Below are 21,805 nucleotides of genomic sequence, written 5' to 3'. Positions count from 1 at the left end.
TTCGCATCAGTGCGCCCGTCGCAGCAGCAATGCGCCCCCGGGGGTGCCGCCGCCGGTGGTGACGACCGCAACCCGGGCGTCGGCGACCTGGCGCTCGGCCGCCTCGCCGCGCAATTGCGCGATGGCCTCGGCCACGAAGCCGAAGCCGTGGGTCCGTCCCGCCGACAGCTGACCGCCATGGGTATTCAGCGGTAACTTCCCGTCCAGCGCGATCGTCCTTCCGCCGTCGAGGAAATCCGCGGCCTCTCCGAGACCGCAGAAGCCGAGCGCCTCCAGCCACGACACGGCGTTGAAGGTGAATCCGTCGTAAAGCTCGGCGACGTCGACATCGTCGGGCCGCAGGCTGGTTCTGGTCCACAGATGCGCGGCGGGTCCAAAGACCTGCGGCTCGTGCGTGAGAGTGTCCTGGTCCCAAGAGATTCGGTCGAGCACCTGGGTGCCGACCGCTTCGACCAGCACCGCGGGTTTCGGTCGGTCCGCTGCCGTGTCGATCGACGACACGATCACGGCGATCGCCCCGTCGCACGGCACGTCGCAGTCGTAGAGGCCGAACGGCGAGCTGATCATCCGCGCCGACAAATAATCGTCCAGGGTGAGAGGGTCGCGGTAGATCGCGGCCGGATTTCGCGACGCGTTCGCGCGCGCGGTCAGGGCGATGGGTGCCAACGTCGAGGCGCGGTCGCCGCCGTAGCGCCAAAAGTAGTGTGAGGCGTTGACCCCGATCCAGTTGGCGGCCGACATGGCGCCGAACGGTGCCCGCCATTCGAACATGCCCGACGCCCGGCCCGCCCCGGCCGCGGACTTCGCGCGCCTGGCGAGGGTCGTGTGCGTCGATTCCCACACGGTCCGAAAACACAACACATGCCGGCACAGCCCGGCCGCGACGGCGAGCATGGCGGACACGACACTGCCGCTGGGCCCGGGCACTTCAGCCCCGCCGCAGATCCAGGTGGGTCGAATGCGCAGCGCCTCCTCGACGGCGGTGACCCCGCCCTCCGACATCCCGCCGGCGAGTCCTCCCGGATAGGTGGCCAGGCCGTCGATGTCGGCCAGGCTCAGCCCCGCGTCCGCGACGGCGCGCAGGCACGCCGTCATTGTCAGTGACAGCGGATCTACCATCAGGCGACGCCCGATCGTCGAGCTGCCGACCCCGGTGAGCGCCACCTTGTCTTCGAATTTGTGGGGCGACGACATGGGCCGCACGTGGGAAGTTAGGTCACCCGGGCCTGGGACCGGTCCGGGCCCGGATGCCTCGGAATCCGGTTCGAACAGTGGGATCCAGATGTCGTCGTGCGGCTCGAACACCACCTTGACCCGCAGGCCGATGGCGACGTCGTCGGGTTCGCAGCCAACGATGTTCGTGGTGAGCCGGGCCGAGGGGTCTTCGGCGATGGCGACCACGGCGACGACGTAGGGCGGCGGGAAGCCCGGCAGCCACTGCTGGTGGTTCACGGTGAAACCGGCGACCGTGGCGCGTCCGGATACGGGCGTCATCGCCACCTCGATGCTGCGGCACTGCGGACAGATCGGGCTCGGTGGGTGGTGGAATCGGCTGCACGATTGGCATTGGGCGACCCTGAGCCGGCCGTCGGCTCCGCTGGTCCAGAACGACTCGGTGCTGATGCTCGCGTGGGGCAAGGGACGCGCAACCGGCTCGGCGTGCCCGCGCACTGTCATCGCACCTCCGGGTCGCAACCGACGAATAAACAACACGAACCGTAGCAGATTACGAATATTAGATCCGCCGTTATGGTAGAGGGAGACTCTACTTATGTGTACTGTGATGACCTCGTAACACGACAATCCGTCATCGCAGCAGACAGGGGTTCGCGTGAGGGTCAAGGACAGCGCCGCCGTGGTCGTTGGAGGCGCCTCGGGCATGGGACGGGCGACCGCCGAGCGGCTGGCCGAGCGTGGCGCAAAGGTCGCCGTGCTGGACCTACCGAGGTCGGACGGAGCCGCCGTGGTCAGGGAACTGGGCGCCGGTGCGTCGTTTCACCCATGCGACGCGACCGATTGCGACGGCGCGGAGGCCGCGTTAGCGGAGGCCGTCGAAAACCTGGGTGCCCTGCACATCGCCGTCAACACGGCCGGGGGCGGGGTATCGGCGCGAACGCTGTCCAAGAGCGGACCACACCCTTTGGACGCCTTTCGGTCGGTGATCGAGCTCAACCTGATCGCCACCTTCAACCTGAACCGGTTACAGGCTTGGCACATGAGCCGAAATGAGCCCGTCGACGACGAACGCGGCGTCATCGTCAACACGTCCTCGATTGCCGCGTTCGAAGGGCAGATCGGCCAGGTCGCCTACAGCGCCGCCAAGGCCGCGATCGCCGGCATGAGTTTGACGATGGCACGTGATCTCGGCAGCCTCGGCATCCGGGTCACCGCCGTCGCGCCTAGCCTGTTCGCGACCGGGATCACATCGCGGATTCCGGAGAAAATGGCTGGTGAGCTGACCCGCGACGCGGCCTTCCCGCGTCGGATGGGAAAGCCCGACGAGTACGCCTCCTTGGCGCTGTCCATTGTCGAGAACCAGATGCTCAACGGGTCGACCATCCGACTCGACGCCGGCCAACGGTTCGCGCCGAAGTAGCCGGTGACCATCGTGGACCTTGGATTCGCCGACGCGACCGCGGTGATTGCCGGGGGCACCCGCGGCATCGGACTTGCGACCGCATTGTGCCTGGCCGAACAGGGCGCCCGGGTCGGCGTCATCGGCAGGAACGAAGCCCGGCTGACGGAGACCGCAGCGAAATTGGCAGCCGCCGGCAGTCCGGAGGTGCTGCCGTTGAACGCGGATCTGGGCTCGGCGTCGGACGTCGAGGCCATCTTCGCGACGGTTGGTGTGCGGTGGGGCGCACTCAACGTGCTGGTCAATGCCGCCGGTCCAACGGGGGCCGGTTGCTTCGAGGACCTTGGCGACGCGCAGTGGACAGCGGCGTTCGACGATGGGGTGTTGTGCGCAGTGCGCTGCGTGCGTGCGGCGTTGCCGCTGCTGCGAGCCGCGGAGTGGGCCCGGGTGGTGAACGTGACGGCGATGTCGGTGCAGCACCAGTCGGCGGGGTTGGTGAGCTACACCGCGGCAAAGAGCGCGCTACTGAGCGTGACGAAGAACCTCGCCCGCAGTCTGGCGAGCGACGCCATCTTGGTCAACGCCGTCGCCCCGGGGCCGATCCTCACCGATTGGGCGCGACCGGTGCTCGCCTCCGCCGGGATTGCGACGGATGACCCAGTGGGTGCCTTCGCATTGCTGGGGCGCGGCCACGGCATGTCGGTGGACCTGGGTCGGCTCGGGCTGCCTCACGAGGTTGCCGCGGTCATCGCGTTCTGCGCCTCACCCGACAACACGTACATGACCGGAGCCCACATCAACGTCGACGGTGGCAGCGACTTCCTCTGAGGGCGTTGCCTTCTCAGTGTGTCACCGCCGTGGACGGCTGCGCGGCAACCCCAGCCGGTTCTCCACGATGAGGCTGCGCAGCACCTCGCTGGATCCACCGTAGATTGTTGTCGCGACGGCACTCCGATAGTGCGCGTCCAGGCTGCCATCCACCGCGCTCTGCGGATCGGTCCAGTCGATCATGCCCGCGGCCCCCGCGATGTCGATCGCCGCGGCTGACGCGCGCACGTAACTTTCCGGCCCGAAGAGCGCCGACACCGGGCCCGGCTTGTCCCCTTCCGCGTCAAGGAAGGCCACTCGCAAATCCAGCAGGTCGGCCACCTCGGCTTCCATTGCCATCCGGGCCAGGCGTTCGCGGACCAGGACATCGGTGATCAGCTCGGTGCCGTCGGGTCCGCAGTGCGTGCGCGCGAACTCTAGCGCATCGTCAGCGACCCACCCGGTGCGTGAACCGGGGGCAACATTCTGTTCGGCCTCGAGCGCCGCCCGCATCACGGCGAAGCCTTGGTGTGCCTCGCCGACTCGGTTCGCATCGGCCACCCGCACGTCGTTGTAGAACACGATATTGGTGCGCTCGTGACCCATGGTGCGCACCGCCTGGATCTCGATGCCGGGCGTGTCCAGCGGTACCAGCAGCATCGTCAGGCCCCGCGGCCCCGCCGACCCGGACTGCGAGCGGGTGAGCAGGAAGCAGTAGTCCGCGAGATGCGCGAACGTCGTGAAGATCTTCTGCCCGTTGACGATCCACTCCTCGCCGTCGCGCTGAGACCGGGTCGCGCAGGCGAACACATCCGAGCCCCCTGCCGGCTCGGTGTAGCCCAGACAGATCAGGATTTCACCGGCGGCGACGCCTGGCAGGATTCTGGCCTTGAGTTCAGCGGAGCCGGTGGCGCGGATGGCGTTCGCCGGCAGCATGGTCGTTCCCGGGCCCGCGGTCGGCACGCCTCCCTTGCGCAATGCGTTCCACAGCGCGGCCGCCTCGAACGGATCCAGTCCGGCGCCACCCTCGACGACCGGCCACCCCGACGCGATCCAGCCGCGCTCCCCCAGCTTCCGGGTCAGCGCTCGATCAACGCCGTCGCCGGTCCGGCGCTCATGCTCGATCACCTCGCGAGTGACGTGTTCGGCGGTGAAGTGCTCTGCCTCGCGGCGGATCCGGGCCCAGTTCTCGGGTTCGCTGAAGTCCATCGAGTCACCGACCTCCGGTCGTCACGGGCCCGAACCGTCGGTCGGCGACAGTGAGCAGCTCGCGTCGCGGGTCGGCGAACGCCGCCGCCCACGCTTTGGCTCTGCGGTAATACAACTGGATGTCGTATTCCTCCATGAACCCGTATCCGCCCTGGACATGCAGGCTGTGCGTCGCCGCGTGATAGGCCGCTTCGGAGGCGAACACGAACGCCATCGCCGCCAGCGCGCCGGCATCGTCCTGCGCGGAATCCATTGCCCAACAGGCCTTGCGGACCAGCAGCTGGGAACCATCCAGGGCGGTGATCGCGTCGGCGAACGGATGCGCGACCGCTTGGTACATTCCGATCGGCTGGCCGAAGGCCTCGCGAACGATCGCGTACCGGGAACCGATCCCTACCGCCTCGGAGGCCAACCCGACGAGCGCGGCCGCGCGCAGCACCCGTACCTCGTCGACCGCGGTGTCGAAGATCGCGCGCGCCTCACTGCCTTCGGCGAGCACGGTGGTCGGGCCCGGCGCGTGCCACCGGGCCAGCGAAAGCCCGCCGAGGTTGCGGTGCGCCGTCTTGGGCAGGCCAGCCGGGCGGTTCACGTATACGAGGGAGTCTCCGTCGAGGGCCAGCACCGCGTCAGCGATTGCGCCGTCGACCAGCAACTGCTGTGCCGCCGGGCCGGGCCGCGTGGCCAGTGACACGATGACCGATCCGCTCAGAACTGGCACCAGCAGTTCTTTTTCGCGAAGGCGACCCAGCAGTCGGGCTGCGGCCGCGGTCTCGGCGACCGGGATCGGGGCGAGACGTCGGCCGGCTTCCTCAGCCACCAGCGCGACTTCGAGGAGACCGCCGTCCCCACCCCCGCAGTCCGAGGGCACGCCAATACCCAGCGCACCGATGTCGGCATAGTGCTGCCAGAGCAGCTCGTCGAAGCCTATGGACGGGCCCTGCTCCGCTCGGCGCACCCGTTCTGGCGTGGCCTGTTTCCCGAACAAGGCGGCGAACGCGTCGCGGACCGCGCGTTGCTCCCTGGTCAGCGATAGATCCACCTAGTTCCTCCTCACAGCCGCCACAGAAGGCACGTTACCCGTAAACGGATTGATGCACGACGAAAAAGTAAACCTATATCCTCTTTTCTAGCACTCGATGCTAGAGTCAGCCGCATATATGATTGTCGCACTGTGGAGTAGCGGCCGTTCTGCGATGCAGCTATGGCCGGCAGGAGGAGGAGTTCAATGACATCGCGGTTGGGATTTCCGGTCTTCGATGGTGATAACCACATGTACGAGACACGCGATGCCCTCACCAAGTTCTTGCCGCCCGAGTACCACGGCGCCATCCGCTACGTGGAAGTCGATGGACGCACCAAGATCGCCACTTTGGGACAGATCAGCGAGTACATTCCCAACCCGACGTTCGACAAGGTCGCCGCTCCGGGGGCCCAGGAGGACTACTTCCACAACGGCAACCCCGAAGGCAAATCCCATCGCGAAATCCTTGGTAAAGCGATCGAGGCAACTCCCGCGATGCGTGAACCGGCGCCCCGCCTGGCGCTCCTCGACGAGCAAGGCATCGACAAGTCGATGATGTACCCGACGCTGGCAAGCCTGGTGGAAGAGCGCTTCCGCGAGCACCCCGAGGCGACTCACACGATCATCCACGCGCTGAACCAGTGGTTACACGAGACGTGGCAATTCGACTACAAGGGCCGCATCTTCACGACCCCGATCATCACCTTGCCCATAGTGGACAACGCCATCGAGGAGCTGAACTGGGTGGTCGAGCGCGGCGCCCGAGCAATTCTCATCCGCCCGGCTCCGGTGCCCGGGCTGCACGGCCCGCGGTCATTCGCGCTGCCCGAATTCGACCCGTTCTGGAAGCGGGTCGTCGAGACCGGGGTGCTGGTCATCATGCACGCCTCCGACAGCGGGTACTCGCGCTACGCCAACGACTGGGAGGGTTCCGGCGAGTTCCGGCCGTTCCAGCCGTCGCCGTTCCGCTCCTATTACAGCCTGGCGCGCAACCCGGCAGAGGATGCGGTTGCGGCGCTGGCCTGCCACGGACTCCTGACGCGGTTTCCCGAGCTGCGGATCGGCATGGTGGAGAACGGAACGACCTGGCTGCCGCGGCTGCTGGAGAACCTCAAGGACACCCGCAAGAAGATGCCGCAGCTCTACAGCGAGGATCCGGTGGAGGCCATCCAACGGTGCATCTACTTCAATCCCTTCTGGGAGGAGAACGTGGCCGAGCTCGCGAAGCTGGTGCCCATCGATCACCTGTTCTTCGGCTCGGACTACCCGCATCCCGAGGGTCTGGCCGATCCGCTCAGCTACCCCGAGCGGCACCCAGAGCTGAGCGACGACGAGATCGCGATGGTGATGGGCGGCACGCTGTCGAGCATGATGCGGATCGACGCCTGACATGTCGACTGATCATGGGGCGGTATCGGCCACCAAACCGCGCGAGGACGGCTCCCCGATGGAGTTCAATCCGTACTCCGACAGCTTCTTCGACGACCCGTACGAGACCTACCGCTGGATGCGCGACGAGGCGCCCGTGTATTACAGCGAGCGGTGGGATTTCTATGCCCTGAGCAGGTATGAGGACGTCGTGGCCGCCCATCGGGATTGGGAGACGTTCAGCAGCTCCTATGGGGTCACCCTGGATGCGTTGTCAATGCGCCGGAAGTTCGACGAACTCAATATGTTGATCCTCCTGGATCCTCCCGAACACGAGCGGCTGCGCAAGCTGGTGCGCCAGGTGTTCACCAAGGCGGCGATCGCCAACCTCGAGCCACTGGTGACCGACGTCGTGACCTCTTACGTCCAGGCCTTGGCGGGCAAAGAGGACTTCGACGTGGTGGCCGACTTCGCGGCGCTGTTCCCGGTGGAAATCATCTCCTCGATGCTCGGTGTCCCTCCGGGCGAGCGCCAGCAGATCCGGCTGTGGACCGATGCGTTCCTGCACCGCGAGAAGAACAATCCCTTCGCCACCGAGAGCGGAGTGGCTGCCTCGATGGCGATGGGCGAGTACTTCCTGGACCTGGCCCGCGAGAAGCGCCGCCGGCCCGACGACCTGATCATCAGCCGCCTGGTGACCGCGAGCTACGAGGACGAGACCGGTGTGACGCACCGGCTCACCGACGAGGACATCGCCACGTTCGCGGTGCTGATCGCGGCGGCGGGCAGTGAAACGGTGACCAAGCTGGTGGGCAACGGCGTCATGGCCTTCCACCACAATCCCGATCAATGGGAGCTGGTGCTCGCCGATCCCGGACTGATCCCCGGCGCGATCGAGGAGATGCTGCGGCTCAACCCGCCCTCGCAATATCAGGGCCGGTTCGCCACCCGCGACGTGGTACTCGACAGCGGCACCATCCCGGCGGGAAACCCGACGCTGCTGGTCACCGGCGCGGCGACCCGCGACCCGCGCGCCTACGACCGGCCCGACGCTTTCGACATCAGGCGGGGCGGCGCCACCACCCTGGCCTTCGGGTACGGCGCCCACAGCTGCCTGGGTTCCTGGCTGGCGCGACTCGAGACCCGGGTCGCCCTGCACGCGATCCGCGAGCACTGGCCGCGTTTCGCCGTCAACCCCGACGGTTTGCAGCGGGTGACGATGTCCAACGTGGCCGGCTATTCGCACATTCCGGTGCACGTCGGCTGATGGCCGCGGCGCCGACCGCGTCGGACAAATCGGCACCCGCCGACCTGCCGGGCAGTGTCCCCGAACTGCTGTCGCGGCGGCGCGCGCAGCCCGACGGCGAGTTCCTGGTCACCGACGACGAGCGGCTGAGTTTCGCCGAGGCCGACGCGCAGTCCAGGACACTCGCCGATGCGCTGTTGGCCTCGGGCGTGGGCAAGGGAACCCGTGTCGGCATCCTGTTCCCCAACTGCGCCCAGTGGCTCATCGCGTGGTTGGCCGCGGCACGCATCGGCGCGCTCACGGTCCCATTGTCGACCTTCGCACCGGGCGCCGAACTCGCCCGGCTGCTGCGCCACACCGACACCCAGGTGCTCCTGATGGGCCGCTCGATCGCCGGCCGCGACCTCGTCGCCCGAGTCGCCGACGCCCTGCCCGGCCTGGCCGACGGCGACCCCGCGATCGCCCTCCAGGCCGTCCCCTACCTGCGGCGGGTGCACGTGTGGCCCGACTGCGACCGGGAGTGGACGACGCCCTGGCCCACCAGCTTTGGTCCCGTCGCGCCGCTGACCGGCTCGGCTGAGCAAGAGGTCCGCCCCGCCGACGAGCTCGTGCTGGTCACGACGTCCGGGACCACGGCACTCCCGAAATCCGTCGCGCACACCCACGGCAGCCTGGTGCGCCATGCAGCCATCCTGGCCCGCCACCGCGGCGTCACCGCCACCGACCGCATCTACTCCCCGATGCCGTTCTTTTGGGTGGGCGGACTGACCATGGTGGTGTTGCAGGCGCTCTCCACCGGAGCAGCGATCCTGGCCCAAGATGTCTTCGACGCCGGTGCCACGCTGGCGCTGTTGGAACGCGAGCGGGCCACGTTCATCTCGTGCTGGGCGCAGGCCAGTCAAGCCATGGCCGACCATCCCGACTTCGCCAAGCGCGACCTGTCCAGCGTCAGGGGCGGCACCATGCTGGAGGCGCTGCCGCCCGAACGTCGGCCCAGCGAACCCGAGTTGACCCCCAACCTGCTCGGCATGACCGAGACCGGCGGCCCGCACACCATGGTCGAGGTGCCCGACACCCCGCTACCGCCAGAACGCCGCGGCTCGTTCGGGATCCCACTGCCCGGGGTCGTGCAGCACCGGATCGTGGACGCCGCAGGCCTCGAGGTTGCGCCGGGGCAAGAGGGCGAGATCCAAGTGCGCGGCCCGATCGTGATGAGCGGCATCTACAAGCAGGAACGCCACGAGGTGTTCACCACCGACGGTTGGTATGACACCGGGGACCGTGGCTGGTTCGACGACGCCGGGCATCTGCACTTCACGGGCCGCGCCAGCGCCCTGATCAAAACCGCTGGGTCGAATGTCTCACCGGCCGAGGTCGAATCGGTACTGGACGCCATGCCCGGCGTGCTGCACAGCTTCGTCGTCGCCCTGCCCCATCCGGTGCGCGGCGAGATCGTCGCCGCCGCCGTCGTACCCGCACACGGGGCCCAGCTGTCCACCGAGGCCGTCGCCGCCCACGCCCGCGCCAATCTCTCCGGGTTCAAGGTGCCGACCATCGTCACGGTTCTCGCCGAGAACGAACTGCCGATGCTGCCCACCGGCAAGCTCGACCGCCAGGAGCTGGTCCGGGTGTTGGCGGCGGACCGGCTTCGGCGCGACTAGGACTTGACGAGGAAGGGAAAGCCATGGATTTCACGGCCTTCCGACTGACTGATGACGAGCGAACGCAACTGCTCGCGGTGCAGACCGAGTGCGCCGTCGGGTGGCTCAACAGCGACGGCTGGCCGGTATCGACGTTCCTCACCTACGTGTTTGAGCGCGATGCCTTCTGGGTGACGTCCTTCCGCGACCGTCCCCGGGTCGCCTGCCTGGTCGCGGACCCCCGAAGCACGGTCGCAGTGTCCAGCGCAGGTAAACCACTCGGCCATGGCCGGATGATCAGTGCCCGGACGTTGGCGGTCGTGCACGACGACGTGTCCACAGCCGAATGGTTCTACCCGCGGTTCTGCCAAATGGCGGGCCTGGACGCCGCGGCGTTGGCCCGGCAGGACCGCGTCGTCATCGAGCTTCGTCCGCGAGCGTGGAACAGCTTCGACGCCAAGCGAATGCTCCACCCTCTCAGTTATTAAATCTTTCGATTCTCGGACCTGATCATCCACGCGAGCTTCTCCAGTGAGTGGATGATCTCGTGGAGCAGATCGCTCGTGCTGGGCTCTTCGGCGTCGACGGCGTCGTGCACGTCACGGATGGTGTCGACCGTTGCGTACGTCCGCGCGGTCACCAGATCGACGACGTCACCGGTGTTTACCTGGTCGGCCGGGAATTGCGGCAGGCTTGTCGTCGCTGCGACCGTGTCGGACCGGCCGTCGGGAACGGCGTCGAGGGCACGCATCCGCTCGGCGATGGTGTCGCTGGCGTCGCGCGCGGCGTCAACGAGCTCGTCGAGCTGCAGGTGCAGATCGCGGAAGTTTGAGCCGATGACGTTCCAGTGTGCTTGCTTGCCTTGCAGGTGCAGTTCGATGAGGTCGACTAGCACGCGCTGCAGATTGGCGGCCAGCCGTGGGGACGCCGTGAAGTTCACGATGTCGTCGGCAAAACGACGATTGCCTCGCCGATCGGTCATGGGGGCTGCGGTCATGGGTCACCTATTCTTCCCGATAATTTGCTTGCGCTCGCAAGTTTATGCTTGCTGGCGCCAACAAACAAGGGCTAATGCCGGAGGCCGATCGGTGACGTCGCTTACAGTCAACGAAGCGCGAGCGATGCCAAGAAGGCCCGCAACGACCCATGGTGAGCGCTGGTGGCCTGCTCACGACCCGGCTACAGAAGTCGAAGCCTGCTCGGCGGCACATGCTTTCGAGTGCCGTGGCGAGGGATGCGCAGATCGAAGCATGGCATGCCTGCTGACCATCGATTGCTTGTACGCGCAAGCAAGTATAGGCTGGCGTAGGCAAGTCAGACGGTCACCGCGACGAGGCGTCCGTTTTCATCTCGAGGAAAGAGGACGACATGACGACTCAGCACCGCCGAGTGATCACCAAAATAGCGGTCAGCGCCGCGATTGCTCTCGGCTCCATTGTTGGGGCGGCAGCACCGGCCAACGCCGACTCGAACGCGGTCGGCGGCGCCGGCCCGAACCCGTTTGGCGGCCTCAGCTGTAGCTGCCAGAAGACCACCCCACCCGCTGGCAGCCCGGCGGCAGGGATAGAGGCGGGGATCCGGGAGGGTCTCGCTGCGCGGGTGCCGGGACTACCGCCACCGCCCCAGCCCGGGCAACCACGTCGAAATTGAAGTCTCCAACGCGGCGTCGCTGCCGTTCAGCCCGTGATGTATCGCCCAACCGGGGTGTCTGGTGATGGTTGATCGGGAACCGCGTGAGGGTCTCCACTAGCGGCGGCCGCGATGCTTGCGAATGCATTGCCGATGGCTTTGAGGTCGACGCCGTCGAGGTGATCGAATAGGTGGCGACGCAGACTGACGACGTGGGTTGGGACGGCTTGCTCCAATCGGGTGAGCCCTTCATCGGTGAGCACAGCGTTGTAAGCGCGGGCGTCCTGCGATGACTGCTCACGGCGGACCAACGCCTGGGCCTCCAACCGCCCGATGGTGCGGCTGATCGCGCTCAACGACTGCTGGCAGCGCCGAGCCAGTTCGCTGAGCCCCAGCGTGCGGTCGGAAGCCTCGGACAAAAACATCAACGCGACGAATTCCGCGTGCGACATACGATGCTCGCGCTGCAAGTCAGCATCGAGCTGCCGCATCATGGTCACAAAACCCGGGTGCAGTGCTCGAATCACCTTGACTTCACCCGCGGTAAGCGGAGTTACCCCTTCTTGCTTCGTCCTTCGTGCTCTCTTGCCGCCCGGCTTCCCAGCTGCCACGAGGCTTACATTACGGAATATCTGTTCGCGCGAGCAAGTAAAGCAAGCTGGCTCCAGCCCGGCCGCGCCGACTGCCACGCGGGTATCAGCCGGCGGCTAACCCCGGCAGCAGGATGGCGACCAATCCGTCGGCGTGAGCCCGAATCCAGGTGGCGCTACTGGGATCCCGCCCGGTGAGAAGGCGGACTTCAGGGGCATTCACGTAGGGCAGCGATGCCGCGCCAATGAGCACGTAGTACAGGATCTCGCTGTCGATGGGTGCAGCAACGCCGGCTTTGCGAAGCACTCGCCAGGCCGGTCGGATACCGTCGAAGAACGGCTTTACATGCGTTTCGATCATCCACTTCAACCGGTCGGTCTCTGCGGTGCCCTCATGAACCATGATCTGGTTGAGCTCGGGGTGCTCGGCGGCAAATGCTACGAATCGACGTATCCCGTCGGCAAAGGCGGTAGCCAGTGCCGACACTTCAACGCCGGTGGGCGTCGCAGGGATGGCGCCGTCGAATGCCTCGCGCAACAGCGCGAACAGGTGATCCACCGCGGCGGTCCACAGGGCCGTTTTCGACTCGAAGTGATAGTTGATCTGCGGCTGATGCGCCTGCACGCGGGATGCGATCGTCCGCGTCGACGCGCCGTCGAAGCCCTTGGCCCCGAACTCGACTAGCGCCGACTCCAGCAGCGCCTGGCGGATGTCGGTCCTCGCCCGGCGCAGGCGCACCGTGGTCGGCGTTGGGGCCTTGCGTTCCATCGCTGAAAGTGTACCGTTATTATCAGTCGATAATAACGGTGAAAGGCCCGATCCATGAGCACTGCCCGCGAGACCCACGACGGAGTCGCCGCACCGGCGCGTCTGTTGCCGCTGTCGAAGGCCCCGTTTCAAGCGCCGACGGATCGCGACATGCTGCCCTCGGAGCGGCGGGAATTCGTCCGGACCCACCGCACCTGCGTATTCGGCTACGGCCGCCGAGCGGACGGCCCGGCGATGTCGATCGTCTATTACGTCCCAGATGGCAACAACGACCTGCTGGTGGCGACCATGGCCGGTCGCGCCAAGGCGAAAGCCGTGGCCCGCAACGGCAAAGTCAGTCTCTGTGTACTAGACGAGACCTGGCCGTTCGCCTACCTGCAGGTCTATTGCGATGCGGTGATCGACGACGACGAGGAAACCCTGATCGACGTGATGATGGCAGTGGCCGAACGCATGTCGGGTGAGCCAGTATCCGCCGAGCTACGCCCCGCGGTCAAAGCTGTCGCAGAGCAGGAAGGCCGGGTGCTGGTGCGCTGCCGACCGTACGCGACGTTCGTGACGCCGCCACGACACTTGCACAGCAACGAACAGCAGGAACTGGCCCACTGGGTCTCGGGGTCGCTGCCCTGGGACGCTCCCGACACGCACGCCGAGTGATGACCGACGTCACCGAGAAATGGCGCTCTGATCGTGTCACAGCGGCCATTTACGACGCCGGCGTCAAGCACGACAGTGTCGCAAGGCTCGGCGCCTGGGCGATGTGGGGCGCCGACCTGCGGCGGATGTTCACCGACATCGCGCGACTCGCCGATGCCCCGGTCGGCGCCTCGGTACTCGACATCCCGTGCGGGGGTGGCCTGGCCTTCCGCGGTCTGCGAACCGGTCAAGCCGTGCATTACGTCGCGGCCGACATATCGCCGTACATGCTCCAGCGCGCGCGCCGGGAGGCGGACCGACGGGCGGTACACGACGCGATCGAGTTCGTCCAAGCCGATGTGACCGCACTTCAATTCGCCGACGCCAGCTTTGATCTGTGCCTGACCTACAACGGGCTGCACTGTCTGCCGGATCCGCGCGCGGCGCTGGCCGAACTTGTTCGAGTGCTGCGGCCGGGCGGGACCCTGCGGGGAACGTCATGCGTTATCGGTCGGGGTCCGCGCCAGGATGCCCTGATCGCGATGCTGCGTCGCGCCGGTGTGTTCGGAAACACTGCGCGCACAGGCGAAATCGAGGAATGGCTAAAGGAATTCGGCCTGGATGTCGTCACACTTGAACGCAGCGGAGCGGTCGAGTTCTTCGAGGCGCGGTTGCCATTTCGCAACGAGGCGCATTGACGGGCGGCCGTGTTGTCGGCGGCCCACACACCGTCGAGGCCACCGTGGCAACCGATGACGCGGCAATCGACCTCGGCGGGCAGCGCACCGTCGTCAAGTACGCGTCAAAGGAGAGGATGGTGCGTTGTGAACCCTGAATTGAGCGTCGGCGAGTGGATCTTGGATAGCGCGGCGACGTCAATCGGTTTTCGGGCTAAGGCGGTCTTTGGCATAAAGGTGAACGGCCGGTTCGACCGCTACGAATCGGTGATCACCGTGGGGCCCGCGGTGGCCGCATCCGCGATCTCGGCCGTGATATGGACCAACAGCGTGGACACCGGCATGAAGCTTCGCGACGAGCACCTCAGGGCCGATAACGTGTTTGCGACCGCACGGTTTCCTACCATGAACTTCCGCAGCACCGCCATCGTCGAAACGCCCACCGGGCTCAACGTCACCGGCACCCTCCGCATCCGAGACATCGGCCAGTCGGTCACCTTTCACGCGACGCGGTCGACTACAGCGGGACCGCCCCGCTACAAGGCCACGGTGGTCCTGTCGCCCATGGACTACGGGATCAGCCGACGGGGCACCACAAAGCCCGTCAAGGTCATCCTCGACGTCACCCTCAAGCGGGCCTGACAGACCGCTGGGCCTTGCCGGCAAACCATTTCACTTTCCGCGGCCCGCGGCCTTCATCCGTTCCAGGTCGGCCATCACGACGGTCTGCCCGTTGGTCGCGGCCAGCGCCCGGGTGTGGCCGAGATGATGCATGTCGAAACATGACGCGATCGCCGTCGAGAAGCCCATGGTGTCCAGGGTGTGGTTGACCGCGCGCTTGGCCATGCGCAGCGCCCAGGGGTCGGTCTGGGCGATGCGATGAGCGAGCGTCATGGTGGCCGACCGTAAATCCTCAAGCGGCACAACGTGATTGACCATCCCGCAGCGCAGCGCCTCTTCGGCGGTCACCGAACCGGCAGTGAACAGCATCTCCTTGGCCTTGCGGGGCCCGAGTTCCCAAGTGTGCGCGTGGTATTCGACGCCCATGATGCCCATCAGGCCGACCGGGTCGGAGAATTGCGCGTTGTCCGCGGCGACGATGAGGTCGCATGGCCAGCACAGCATCAGCCCGGCCGCGATGCACTTGCCCTGAACCGCGGCGATGGACGGCTTGGGGATGTCGCGCCAGCGCTTCGCGTACTCCAGGTAGCCGCGGGTCTCCCAGTCGTAGTAGGTGTCCGCGAGGAGCTTGCCGTCGGTGCGCCGCGGGCTCAGGCTGCGCCCGTCAGCCGACGGATCGGTGCCCGACATGTCGTGCCCGGCGGAGAAGTGCTTGCCGGAGGTCTGTAAAACGATGACCCGCACCTCGGGGTCCTCGTCGGCGTGCCGCCAGGCCTCATCGAGATCCTTCAAGATGCCCGGTGTCTGGGCGTTGGCGGCGTCGGCGCGGTCCAGGGTGATGACCGCGACCCGATCCTCGACGTCGTAGCGGACGAAGTGTTGCGCTGTCATGGCTGCATTCCTTTCGGTGGGGTCCGTATGACACTTTCCTGCGCGAAGGACGCGACATGTGTTCCGGACTGGGTGTAGACGTTGCCGGTGCCGAAGCCGCGGCCACCGACCAATCGCACGCCGTGGATTTGCACCAGCAGCCACTCCGCGACGTCGAACTCTTGGTGAAACCACACCGAATGGGTCACCACGCCGGTTTGGACGCTGACGTGGGCGTCGCGCTGGCTTACCCCAGGCACCGCTTTGAGCAGGGTGCCTATCAGGGGCCAGTCCGAGATGTAGGCGATGACGGGTTGGGCAAGCGCGGTATCGGTGAAGTCCGGGCAGCGCATCCAGAACCCGAGCTCCGCGGACACCGCATCCTCGACGTCCAGTCCGTCGCCGATCAGGCGGGCTTCGCCCGGGATCACAGCGAAGTCAATTGGCTTGCCCGCCATCGGATCACCGGCCTCGGCGGTGCTGTACTGGTAGTCGTAGCTGTCGTCGGCGCGGTCGAGAAGGATCGACGCGGTCGCGACCACGCGGCGGTCGGTCTGCTGGCCCTGCCACGCCACGGCACGTCGATGTCCCAGCGAGCGCCCGTCGTGGGTTTGCTCCAGGTCCAGGTACAACGGCTCGGCGGCGCGTCCGGCGCGAGGGAACGCGATTTGCAGTGACTTCACCGTTTTGGCCGATCCCGGCGGCGCGGCGGCAACGATGAGCTGCGCCATGATTTGCCCGCCGAAGATCCGCTCGACGCTCGGGTCCGGAACCGGCAGCACCGTGCGGCCCTCGGCGTCGCCACCCAGGGTGAGCATGGCGCGAAATTGATCGAGATTCATCGTTGCCTTCCCGCGGCGGCGACGGTATCGATGGTTGCGGCCAGCTCGAACTTCTTGACCTTGCCCGACGGTGTCATCGGTAGAGCGTCCACGAAATGCCATGCGACGGGGGTCTTTTGGCGTGCCAGACCGGTGGCGCGCAGGTGCCCCGACAGCTCTTCGGCGGACGCCTCACCCGGCCGATCCAACACAACGAACGCCACCGGAACCTCACCGAACCTCGCGTCGGGTCCGGGCACCACGGCGGCGTGGCGCACCGCGGGGTGTTTGACGAGCAGGTCTTCGATGTCGCGGGCGGAGAACTTCTCGCCGCCCCGGTTGATCACATCCTTGACACGCCCGGTGATGGTGACGAAGCGCGCGCCGTCGACGAGACCGACGTCTCCGGTTGAGAACCATCCTGCGTCGTCGATTGCGGCCCGGTTGGCCTCAGGGTCAAGGTAGCCGAGCATCTGCTCGGGTCCGCGCACCAGCAGTTCGCCGGCGCAGCCCGCGGGCAGTGGCTCGCCGTCCGACCCGACGACGCGGACCTGCACTCCCGGGGCGATCGCGCCGTCGGTCTCCGCCCGCAGGTCGAACGGATAGGCGCGGTTCATTACCGTCGCGGTTGGAAGCTCGGTCATGCCGTACACCCGCGCTGCCGGAATTCCTTGTTCTTCGCTGCGTTCCATCACTGCGCGTGGGACCGCCGCCCCGCCGCAGGCGAACATGCGCAGCGGCAGGTGAACGTGGGCGGCGCGGGCAGCGTCGGTCAATTCCTGCAGGAACACCGTCGCCCCGGCCGAATAGGTCACGCGGTGACGCATGATGTCGGTCACCGCGACATCAGCTTCCCACCGTTCGGCCAGCACCGCGGAGGCGCCGACCAGCAGGGGGATGGTCATCGCGTTGAGCACGCCGGTGATGTGTTGCAAAGGGGCGGCCATGTATGCGACGTCCTCCCAGGACAGGCCCCACGCATCGGCGAGCTGCCGGGTTTCGGCGAGCAACGTGCGCGACGAGTGCACCGCGGCTTTGGCACCCGACGTAGTCCCCGAAGTGAAGAGGATCAGGCACGGATCATCGGCCTCGACGACGGCGGATTCTTGGCGGCGACCGTGCGCGATGACCGCATCGAACGGTGCCCAGCCCCGCGGGGTTCCCCGCAGCACGATACGGGCGACGTCACCGAGACCGGCTTCGGCGAGGACGTCGTCGAACGCTTCGGCGTGGGCGAAGCCGCGAAACGACTCGGCGGTCACCACAGCGGCCGGCCGTACCTGCTCGATGACTTGGCGCAGCTCGTGTTCCCGGTAGAACGGGGCGATCGGGCAGCTCACCGCGCCGGCATGCCAAATCGCCAGACCCAGCACGTGGGCCTCCCACCAGTTCGGCGTCTGCCAGCAGACCACGTCACCCGGGCCGATACCGGCTCCGCCCAGCCACGCGGCAGCACGTTCGACCACCTCGAGCAGCTCCTGGTAGGTCAGCTGGTGGCCGCCCTGGATGACGGCCGGCTGTGAGCCCCACTGACAGGCGGCGCGGACGACCGAAGCCGACATCGTCTGGTCGCTGACGTAGCCGAAGCGGCGGTATTCCGCGAGGCGATCCGGGGCCACCGGCGGCGCCACGATATCGGCCGCGGTGAGTCGGGTTCGGTTTATCCTCATCCACCCATGCTCATTCCGCCGTCGACGGTCAGGACCGCTCCGGTGACGTAGGACGCGAGGTCGTCGAGCAGAAACGCGACGGCGTGCGCCAGCTCCTCGGGCCGACCCCACCGCCCAACCGGGATCATCGACGTCACCGCGTCTCGGTCCGTGTACACCAATTCGGCGGACAGATCGGTGTCGAAGCTGCCGGGGATCACGCAGTTCACGGTGATGCCCTTGCGGGCGACGGCGCGAGCACAGGATCTGGTCAGGCCGACGATGCCGCCCTTGGCGGCGCCATAAGCGACCTGCACGGGGCTGCCCAGCAGCGCCGTGACCGAGCCGATGTTGACCACTCGGCCGAAACGCTGCTGGGTCATGTGCGCCAAGGCCGCCTGGCTGAGGAAAAATGCCGCAGACAGATTCACTGCGAGCTGGCGGTGCCAGTCCTCGGGGCTGACCTCGGCGAGCCGTTGCTCGTTGACCATCCCCGCGTTGTTGACCAGATAATCCAGCCGCCCGTGCTGCTCGAGGACCTCGGCGACCAGCCGCTGGCAGGAAGCCGGTTCCCCGACATCGGCCTGGTGCGGGGTCACGGTCGCCCCGCACCGCGCGGCGTCGTCGCGCACCGCGTTCGCCGCCGCGTCGTCGCGGGCATATGCCGCGGCGACCACGACGCCGGATCCGCTCAGCCGGTCGGTGATAGCACGACCGATCCCCCGGGTTCCGCCCGTGACCAGTGCGACACGGCCCATCACGGGGTGCTCGCGTTCTTCGCCGCCACCCGTGCGCTCAGACGTTCCAGCAGCGCGCGGTGCTCCTCGGTGTCAAAACACTCGATTTCCGCGCGGGCGCACTGTGGCAGTAACGCGGCGACCCGATCGATGTGAAAGTTCAGCAGCTGGCGCGCCTGCCGGGCGGCCTGCGGCGGGAGCGCGCCGAGGCGCTTAGCCAGCTGCAGTGCCTCCTCCAGCACGTCGGATGCCGGTACCGCTCGGTTGGCCAGCCCCAGGCGATGGGCTTCGACGCCTCTGACCCGGTCTCCCAGGAGTAGATGTTCCTTGGCGGCGGACAGGCTGGTCAGCAACGGCCAGAGCAGCAACCCGCCGGCGCCGTCGAGCAGCCCGAGCGACACCCGGGGATCGCTGAGGAAGGTGTCTTCGGCCATCACGACCAGGTCGCACAGCAGCGCCACCGTGACGCCGGCACCGACCGCGGGGCCATTGACCGCGGCCACGGTCGGAAAAGGCAGTTGCGTCATTGCCCAGAACAGTTCCTGGTGGGCGGCCAAGACTTTCTCGCGCAGCTGGCGGTCGGCACGCATCGCGCGGATGGTCTCGAAGTCCCCGCCGGCGCTGAAGGCGCCGCCCTGACCGGTGAGCACCATTGCGCGGACATCGGGGTCGTCATGCAGCGCCAGGACCGCCGCGAGTAGGGCATCGGTGATCTCGGCATCCATGGCGTTGGCCTTCTCGGGCCGGGCCAAAGTCACGCACGCCACCGGCCCGTGCCGGTCGACGACGACGGCCGGGTGCGCGTGGGACGGGTCGCTCACAGGTCCACCAGCCGCGGTATCTTCCCCGCCGAGATGAGGTGGGCGCCGATCACTGCGGGCAGTTGGCTGGCCGAACCCAGCACCGAATCCAGCACCATCGCGCGCGCCAAGAATCGGTGGAAGGGATGCTCGGCGGTGAAGCCGATGCCGGCCAGCACCTGCTGGCAGTGGGTGGCGGCGATGCGGGCCGCGCGCCCCGCCAACGATTTCGCCAGCAGACCCGCCAGAACGGGGTCGTCCGCGGCCCAGGCCGAGGCGAGGGCCGCGGCGGCACCCTCGCGGGCGACGTGCGCGTCGGCCAGGCGAGTTCGAACGGCCTGAAACGAGCCAATGGGCCGGCCGAATTGCACTCGGCTGCGGGCATGTTCGACGGCAAGGTCGATCATCTGCCCGACTGCACCGATGATCTGATATCCCAGTGCCAGCCGGCCCCCCGTCGCCACCGCTTCCCAGGCGGCGACGGCCGGCTTCCCCGCTACGAGCATGTCGGCCGTCACGTCGACGCCGGTGACTTCGGTGATCGCCAACGCCGGATCAAGGCCGTCGACCCGCCGCGTCGAGATCCCCGAGGACTCCTGCAGGTCGATCCAGGCCAGCTCACCGCGGATCGCGACCGGCGCCAGATACCTCAGGGCCGGACGCGCCCCGATCACCAGGCCGTGCACCGCCAGCGGCTCGCCGTCAGTCGCGCCAACCAGGTCGGCGCCGATGCCGGGCAGCACGACGTTGCAGTCCGTCGTCGCCGCCGGCAGGTACGCGGCCAGCGGTTGCAGCAGGACGTCCTGCAGAGACGTCGACATCGAGCCGGCGCGACCGAGCGCGGTGAACAGCGCCGACACCGCATCCCGGGGCGCCTCGGCGAGCAGCTCGGCGAATCCGAACGCATCGAGTGCCTGCGCGAGCTCGGTCCCGTCCAGCTCCTCGGCCAGTCCGCGGACCGTCGCCGCCATCAGGGCACGCTCCGCGGCGTCGATAGTGCGGGCCTCAGTCACGCGCTCTCGGCAATCCGAGCAGCCGCGACGCCACGATGTCCTTCTGGATCTCACTGGTGCCTCCGTAGATGGTGGCCGCTCGCGAGTACGCCCACTCGCGCCGCCATGCCCGGCTGCGCGCGGTGTCACTGGTTTCCATGTCGCCGCGCAGCAGATCGCGCGCCGCATCGAACACGGCCTGGTCGGCGGCAGCGATCATGATCTTGTCCACCGAGGCTTCGGGCCCGGGCAGATCACCCGCAGCGATGCGCTCCTGGGTGCTCTTCGATGTGGCGCGAAAGGCCCACAACAGTTGATAGGCCTCACCGAGCGCCGACATGGACGCTCCGTCGCCTGCGGTGCCCAGGAGGAGGCCGAGATGGTGAGCGAGCCAGGCGCCGCGCTGCCAGAAGATCGGGCCGCGTTCACAGGCCAAGATGAACTGCGCGACGCGCCAGCCGGCGTCGAGCTCACCGAGCAGACGCCGCGCGGGGACCTCGACGTCGACAAACGACGTCGAGCAGAATTCGTCGACGCCGGCCATGGTTTCCAATGGGCTCGCGGTCACCCCCGGTGTGTCCATGTCCACCAGAAAGGCGCTGATACCCCGTGAACCGGGACCGGCGGTACGGGCCAACACAACGCACCGGGTGGCGTGGTGAGCCCAGCTGGTCCACAATTTCTCTCCATTGATAACCCAACCGTCGTGGATGGGGCGCGCGGTCGTCCGCATCGATCCCAGATCGCTGCCCGCGTCGGGCTCGGAGAACCCCTGACACCAGAATTCGTCGCCACGCAACAGCCGCGGGAAGATGTCCTCGACCAGGTCGGGCCGGCCGAATTCGGCCACCGCCGGTCCGAGCACCTCGTGCATCGACCAGGACGTGGTGTGCACCAGCGCTCGACTGGTGAGCTCCTCGCCGAGGACGGCGCGCAGGATGGGCGAGCCCCCCAGACCACCGACACGAGCCGGCCATCCCCAGCGCATCCAACCGGCGTCGAACAGCAACTGCTGCACGCGACGTTGGTGATCTAACTGCGCCTCGACACTCTGGTCCTCGACCGCCGGGACCAGCGACGCTCCGAACTCGTCGATCCAGGCCCGTACCCCCGCGCGAAATTCGCGCACCTCCACGACAGCCGCCCGT

At 67.2% G+C, this 21,805-nt stretch carries 23 protein-coding genes; 10 read left to right on the top strand and 13 right to left on the bottom strand.

Annotated features, from left to right (window positions below; translation table 11 throughout):
* Window positions 1-6 precede the first annotated feature (6 nt).
* Window positions 7-1,677: a thiolase C-terminal domain-containing protein gene (locus G6N66_RS06380; RefSeq protein ID WP_062906572.1), complete on the bottom strand. Its 1,671-nt coding sequence runs from the start codon at window positions 1,675-1,677 to the stop codon at window positions 7-9.
* Window positions 1,678-1,831: 154 nt separating this feature from the next.
* On the opposite strand from G6N66_RS06380, the gene G6N66_RS06375 reads away from it, so the two are divergent.
* A complete protein-coding gene (locus tag G6N66_RS06375; RefSeq protein WP_062906573.1) occupies window positions 1,832-2,596 on the top strand; it encodes an SDR family NAD(P)-dependent oxidoreductase in 765 nt (254 codons plus the stop codon).
* 12 nt (window positions 2,597-2,608) lie between these two features.
* Window positions 2,609-3,403 (top strand): SDR family NAD(P)-dependent oxidoreductase, encoded by a 795-nt coding sequence (locus G6N66_RS06370; protein ID WP_062906584.1) that lies wholly within the window; start codon window positions 2,609-2,611, stop codon window positions 3,401-3,403.
* Between the two features lie 21 nt (window positions 3,404-3,424).
* Here the strand turns inward: G6N66_RS06370 and G6N66_RS06365 are convergent, their stop codons facing one another.
* Together G6N66_RS06365 and G6N66_RS06360 are read right to left on the bottom strand one after the other, a co-directional pair.
* Window positions 3,425-4,591 carry an acyl-CoA dehydrogenase family protein gene (locus G6N66_RS06365; RefSeq protein ID WP_062906574.1) on the bottom strand — a complete coding sequence of 389 codons (1,167 nt, stop codon included), beginning with the start codon at window positions 4,589-4,591 and terminating at the stop codon, window positions 3,425-3,427.
* A gap of 4 nt (window positions 4,592-4,595) precedes the next feature.
* Entirely contained in the window at window positions 4,596-5,630 is a 1,035-nt protein-coding gene (locus G6N66_RS06360; RefSeq protein WP_062906575.1) for an acyl-CoA dehydrogenase family protein, read from the bottom strand.
* A 231-nt stretch (window positions 5,631-5,861) separates the two neighbouring features.
* On the opposite strand from G6N66_RS06360, the gene G6N66_RS06355 reads away from it, so the two are divergent.
* From G6N66_RS06355 to G6N66_RS06340, 4 genes are read left to right on the top strand one after another with little or no spacing between them, the layout of a single operon-like run.
* Window positions 5,862-7,001: an amidohydrolase family protein gene (locus G6N66_RS06355; RefSeq protein WP_372506912.1), complete on the top strand. Its 1,140-nt coding sequence runs from the start codon at window positions 5,862-5,864 to the stop codon at window positions 6,999-7,001.
* A 1-nt stretch (window position 7,002) separates the two neighbouring features.
* The gene (locus G6N66_RS06350) at window positions 7,003-8,247 is read left to right on the top strand and encodes a cytochrome P450 (RefSeq protein WP_062906577.1); all 1,245 of its coding nucleotides are present in this window, start codon (window positions 7,003-7,005) and stop codon (window positions 8,245-8,247) included.
* Window positions 8,247-9,887, top strand: a complete 1,641-nt coding sequence (locus G6N66_RS06345) for a class I adenylate-forming enzyme family protein (protein ID WP_062906578.1) — start codon at window positions 8,247-8,249, stop codon at window positions 9,885-9,887. The genes G6N66_RS06350 and G6N66_RS06345 overlap by 1 nt, the downstream gene beginning before the upstream one ends.
* 23 nt (window positions 9,888-9,910) lie before the next feature.
* The gene (locus G6N66_RS06340; protein WP_062906579.1) at window positions 9,911-10,354 is read left to right on the top strand and encodes a pyridoxamine 5'-phosphate oxidase family protein; all 444 of its coding nucleotides are present in this window, start codon (window positions 9,911-9,913) and stop codon (window positions 10,352-10,354) included.
* Here G6N66_RS06340 and G6N66_RS06335 read toward each other — a convergent pair.
* The 3 genes from G6N66_RS06335 to G6N66_RS06325 all read right to left on the bottom strand — a co-directional run bounded on the left by G6N66_RS06335 (window position 10,351) and on the right by G6N66_RS06325 (window position 12,854).
* Window positions 10,351-10,848, bottom strand: a complete 498-nt coding sequence (locus G6N66_RS06335; protein WP_062906580.1) for a Dps family protein — start codon at window positions 10,846-10,848, stop codon at window positions 10,351-10,353. The two genes, G6N66_RS06340 and G6N66_RS06335, sit on opposite strands and share 4 nt — an antisense overlap.
* Before the next feature lie 694 nt (window positions 10,849-11,542).
* A complete protein-coding gene (locus tag G6N66_RS06330; RefSeq protein ID WP_062906581.1) occupies window positions 11,543-12,106 on the bottom strand; it encodes a MarR family winged helix-turn-helix transcriptional regulator in 564 nt (187 codons plus the stop codon).
* 85 nt (window positions 12,107-12,191) lie between these two features.
* Entirely contained in the window at window positions 12,192-12,854 is a 663-nt protein-coding gene (locus G6N66_RS06325; protein ID WP_071509972.1) for a TetR/AcrR family transcriptional regulator, read from the bottom strand.
* Between the two features lie 54 nt (window positions 12,855-12,908).
* On the opposite strand from G6N66_RS06325, the gene G6N66_RS06320 reads away from it, so the two are divergent.
* Genes G6N66_RS06320 through G6N66_RS06305 form a run of 4 tightly spaced genes read left to right on the top strand, consistent with a single transcriptional unit; the run spans window position 12,909 to window position 14,809 of the window.
* A complete protein-coding gene (locus tag G6N66_RS06320; protein WP_081235445.1) occupies window positions 12,909-13,511 on the top strand; it encodes a pyridoxamine 5'-phosphate oxidase family protein in 603 nt (200 codons plus the stop codon).
* Window positions 13,511-14,188 carry a class I SAM-dependent methyltransferase gene (locus G6N66_RS06315; RefSeq protein ID WP_062906622.1) on the top strand — a complete coding sequence of 226 codons (678 nt, stop codon included), beginning with the start codon at window positions 13,511-13,513 and terminating at the stop codon, window positions 14,186-14,188. The genes G6N66_RS06320 and G6N66_RS06315 overlap by 1 nt, the downstream gene beginning before the upstream one ends.
* Entirely contained in the window at window positions 14,185-14,325 is a 141-nt protein-coding gene (locus G6N66_RS06310) for a hypothetical protein (RefSeq protein ID WP_158084894.1), read from the top strand. Before G6N66_RS06315 ends, G6N66_RS06310 begins: the two co-directional genes overlap by 4 nt.
* A complete protein-coding gene (locus tag G6N66_RS06305; protein ID WP_158084893.1) occupies window positions 14,315-14,809 on the top strand; it encodes a YceI family protein in 495 nt (164 codons plus the stop codon). The genes G6N66_RS06310 and G6N66_RS06305 overlap by 11 nt, the downstream gene beginning before the upstream one ends.
* 30 nt (window positions 14,810-14,839) lie before the next feature.
* On the opposite strand, the gene G6N66_RS06300 is transcribed toward G6N66_RS06305, so the two are convergent.
* From G6N66_RS06300 to G6N66_RS06270, 7 genes are read right to left on the bottom strand one after another with little or no spacing between them, the layout of a single operon-like run.
* A complete protein-coding gene (locus G6N66_RS06300) occupies window positions 14,840-15,679 on the bottom strand; it encodes an enoyl-CoA hydratase (RefSeq protein WP_062906390.1) in 840 nt (279 codons plus the stop codon).
* Window positions 15,676-16,500 carry an acyl-CoA thioesterase gene (locus tag G6N66_RS06295; protein ID WP_081235403.1) on the bottom strand — a complete coding sequence of 275 codons (825 nt, stop codon included), beginning with the start codon at window positions 16,498-16,500 and terminating at the stop codon, window positions 15,676-15,678. Before G6N66_RS06295 ends, G6N66_RS06300 begins: the two co-directional genes overlap by 4 nt.
* Complete coding sequence (locus tag G6N66_RS06290; protein WP_071509270.1) at window positions 16,497-18,149, bottom strand: AMP-binding protein; 1,653 nt, start codon at window positions 18,147-18,149, stop codon at window positions 16,497-16,499. Before G6N66_RS06290 ends, G6N66_RS06295 begins: the two co-directional genes overlap by 4 nt.
* Window positions 18,146-18,886 (bottom strand): SDR family NAD(P)-dependent oxidoreductase, encoded by a 741-nt coding sequence (locus G6N66_RS06285; RefSeq protein ID WP_071509269.1) that lies wholly within the window; start codon window positions 18,884-18,886, stop codon window positions 18,146-18,148. The genes G6N66_RS06290 and G6N66_RS06285 overlap by 4 nt, the downstream gene beginning before the upstream one ends.
* Window positions 18,886-19,686, bottom strand: a complete 801-nt coding sequence (locus G6N66_RS06280) for an enoyl-CoA hydratase/isomerase family protein (protein ID WP_071509268.1) — start codon at window positions 19,684-19,686, stop codon at window positions 18,886-18,888. Before G6N66_RS06280 ends, G6N66_RS06285 begins: the two co-directional genes overlap by 1 nt.
* Window positions 19,683-20,678, bottom strand: a complete 996-nt coding sequence (locus G6N66_RS06275; protein WP_231111474.1) for an acyl-CoA dehydrogenase family protein — start codon at window positions 20,676-20,678, stop codon at window positions 19,683-19,685. Before G6N66_RS06275 ends, G6N66_RS06280 begins: the two co-directional genes overlap by 4 nt.
* Window positions 20,671-21,792: an acyl-CoA dehydrogenase family protein gene (locus G6N66_RS06270; RefSeq protein ID WP_062906317.1), complete on the bottom strand. Its 1,122-nt coding sequence runs from the start codon at window positions 21,790-21,792 to the stop codon at window positions 20,671-20,673. The genes G6N66_RS06275 and G6N66_RS06270 overlap by 8 nt, the downstream gene beginning before the upstream one ends.
* Between the last annotated feature and the right edge of the window lie 13 nt (window positions 21,793-21,805).

It is taken from the genome of Mycobacterium conspicuum (assembly GCF_010730195.1).
In the GTDB taxonomy this organism is placed as follows: Bacteria; Actinomycetota; Actinomycetes; order Mycobacteriales; family Mycobacteriaceae; genus Mycobacterium; species Mycobacterium conspicuum.
Note: the sequence above shows the minus strand (reverse complement) of the source record. Positions and strands in the feature narration are given on the sequence as shown.

Bases quoted from the DNA above. Each gene is read 5' to 3' on its own strand.
- G6N66_RS06345 (WP_062906578.1), top strand. From the start codon at position 8,247: ATGGCCGCGGCGCCGACCGCGTCGGACAAATCGGCACCCGCCGACCTG.
- G6N66_RS06340 (WP_062906579.1), top strand. From the start codon at position 9,911: ATGGATTTCACGGCCTTCCGACTGACTGATGACGAGCGAACGCAACTG.
- G6N66_RS06320 (WP_081235445.1), top strand. From the start codon at position 12,909: ATGAGCACTGCCCGCGAGACCCACGACGGAGTCGCCGCACCGGCGCGT.
- G6N66_RS06285 (WP_071509269.1), bottom strand. From the start codon at position 18,886: ATGGGCCGTGTCGCACTGGTCACGGGCGGAACCCGGGGGATCGGTCGT.
- G6N66_RS06365 (WP_062906574.1), bottom strand. From the start codon at position 4,591: ATGGACTTCAGCGAACCCGAGAACTGGGCCCGGATCCGCCGCGAGGCA.
- G6N66_RS06300 (WP_062906390.1), bottom strand. From the start codon at position 15,679: ATGACAGCGCAACACTTCGTCCGCTACGACGTCGAGGATCGGGTCGCG.
- G6N66_RS06350 (WP_062906577.1), top strand. From the start codon at position 7,003: ATGTCGACTGATCATGGGGCGGTATCGGCCACCAAACCGCGCGAGGAC.
- G6N66_RS06380 (WP_062906572.1), bottom strand. From the start codon at position 1,677: ATGACAGTGCGCGGGCACGCCGAGCCGGTTGCGCGTCCCTTGCCCCAC.
- G6N66_RS06295 (WP_081235403.1), bottom strand. From the start codon at position 16,500: ATGAATCTCGATCAATTTCGCGCCATGCTCACCCTGGGTGGCGACGCC.
- G6N66_RS06325 (WP_071509972.1), bottom strand. From the start codon at position 12,854: ATGGAACGCAAGGCCCCAACGCCGACCACGGTGCGCCTGCGCCGGGCG.
- G6N66_RS06355 (WP_372506912.1), top strand. From the start codon at position 5,862: ATGTACGAGACACGCGATGCCCTCACCAAGTTCTTGCCGCCCGAGTAC.
- G6N66_RS06315 (WP_062906622.1), top strand. From the start codon at position 13,511: ATGACCGACGTCACCGAGAAATGGCGCTCTGATCGTGTCACAGCGGCC.
- G6N66_RS06290 (WP_071509270.1), bottom strand. From the start codon at position 18,149: ATGAGGATAAACCGAACCCGACTCACCGCGGCCGATATCGTGGCGCCG.
- G6N66_RS06335 (WP_062906580.1), bottom strand. From the start codon at position 10,848: ATGACCGATCGGCGAGGCAATCGTCGTTTTGCCGACGACATCGTGAAC.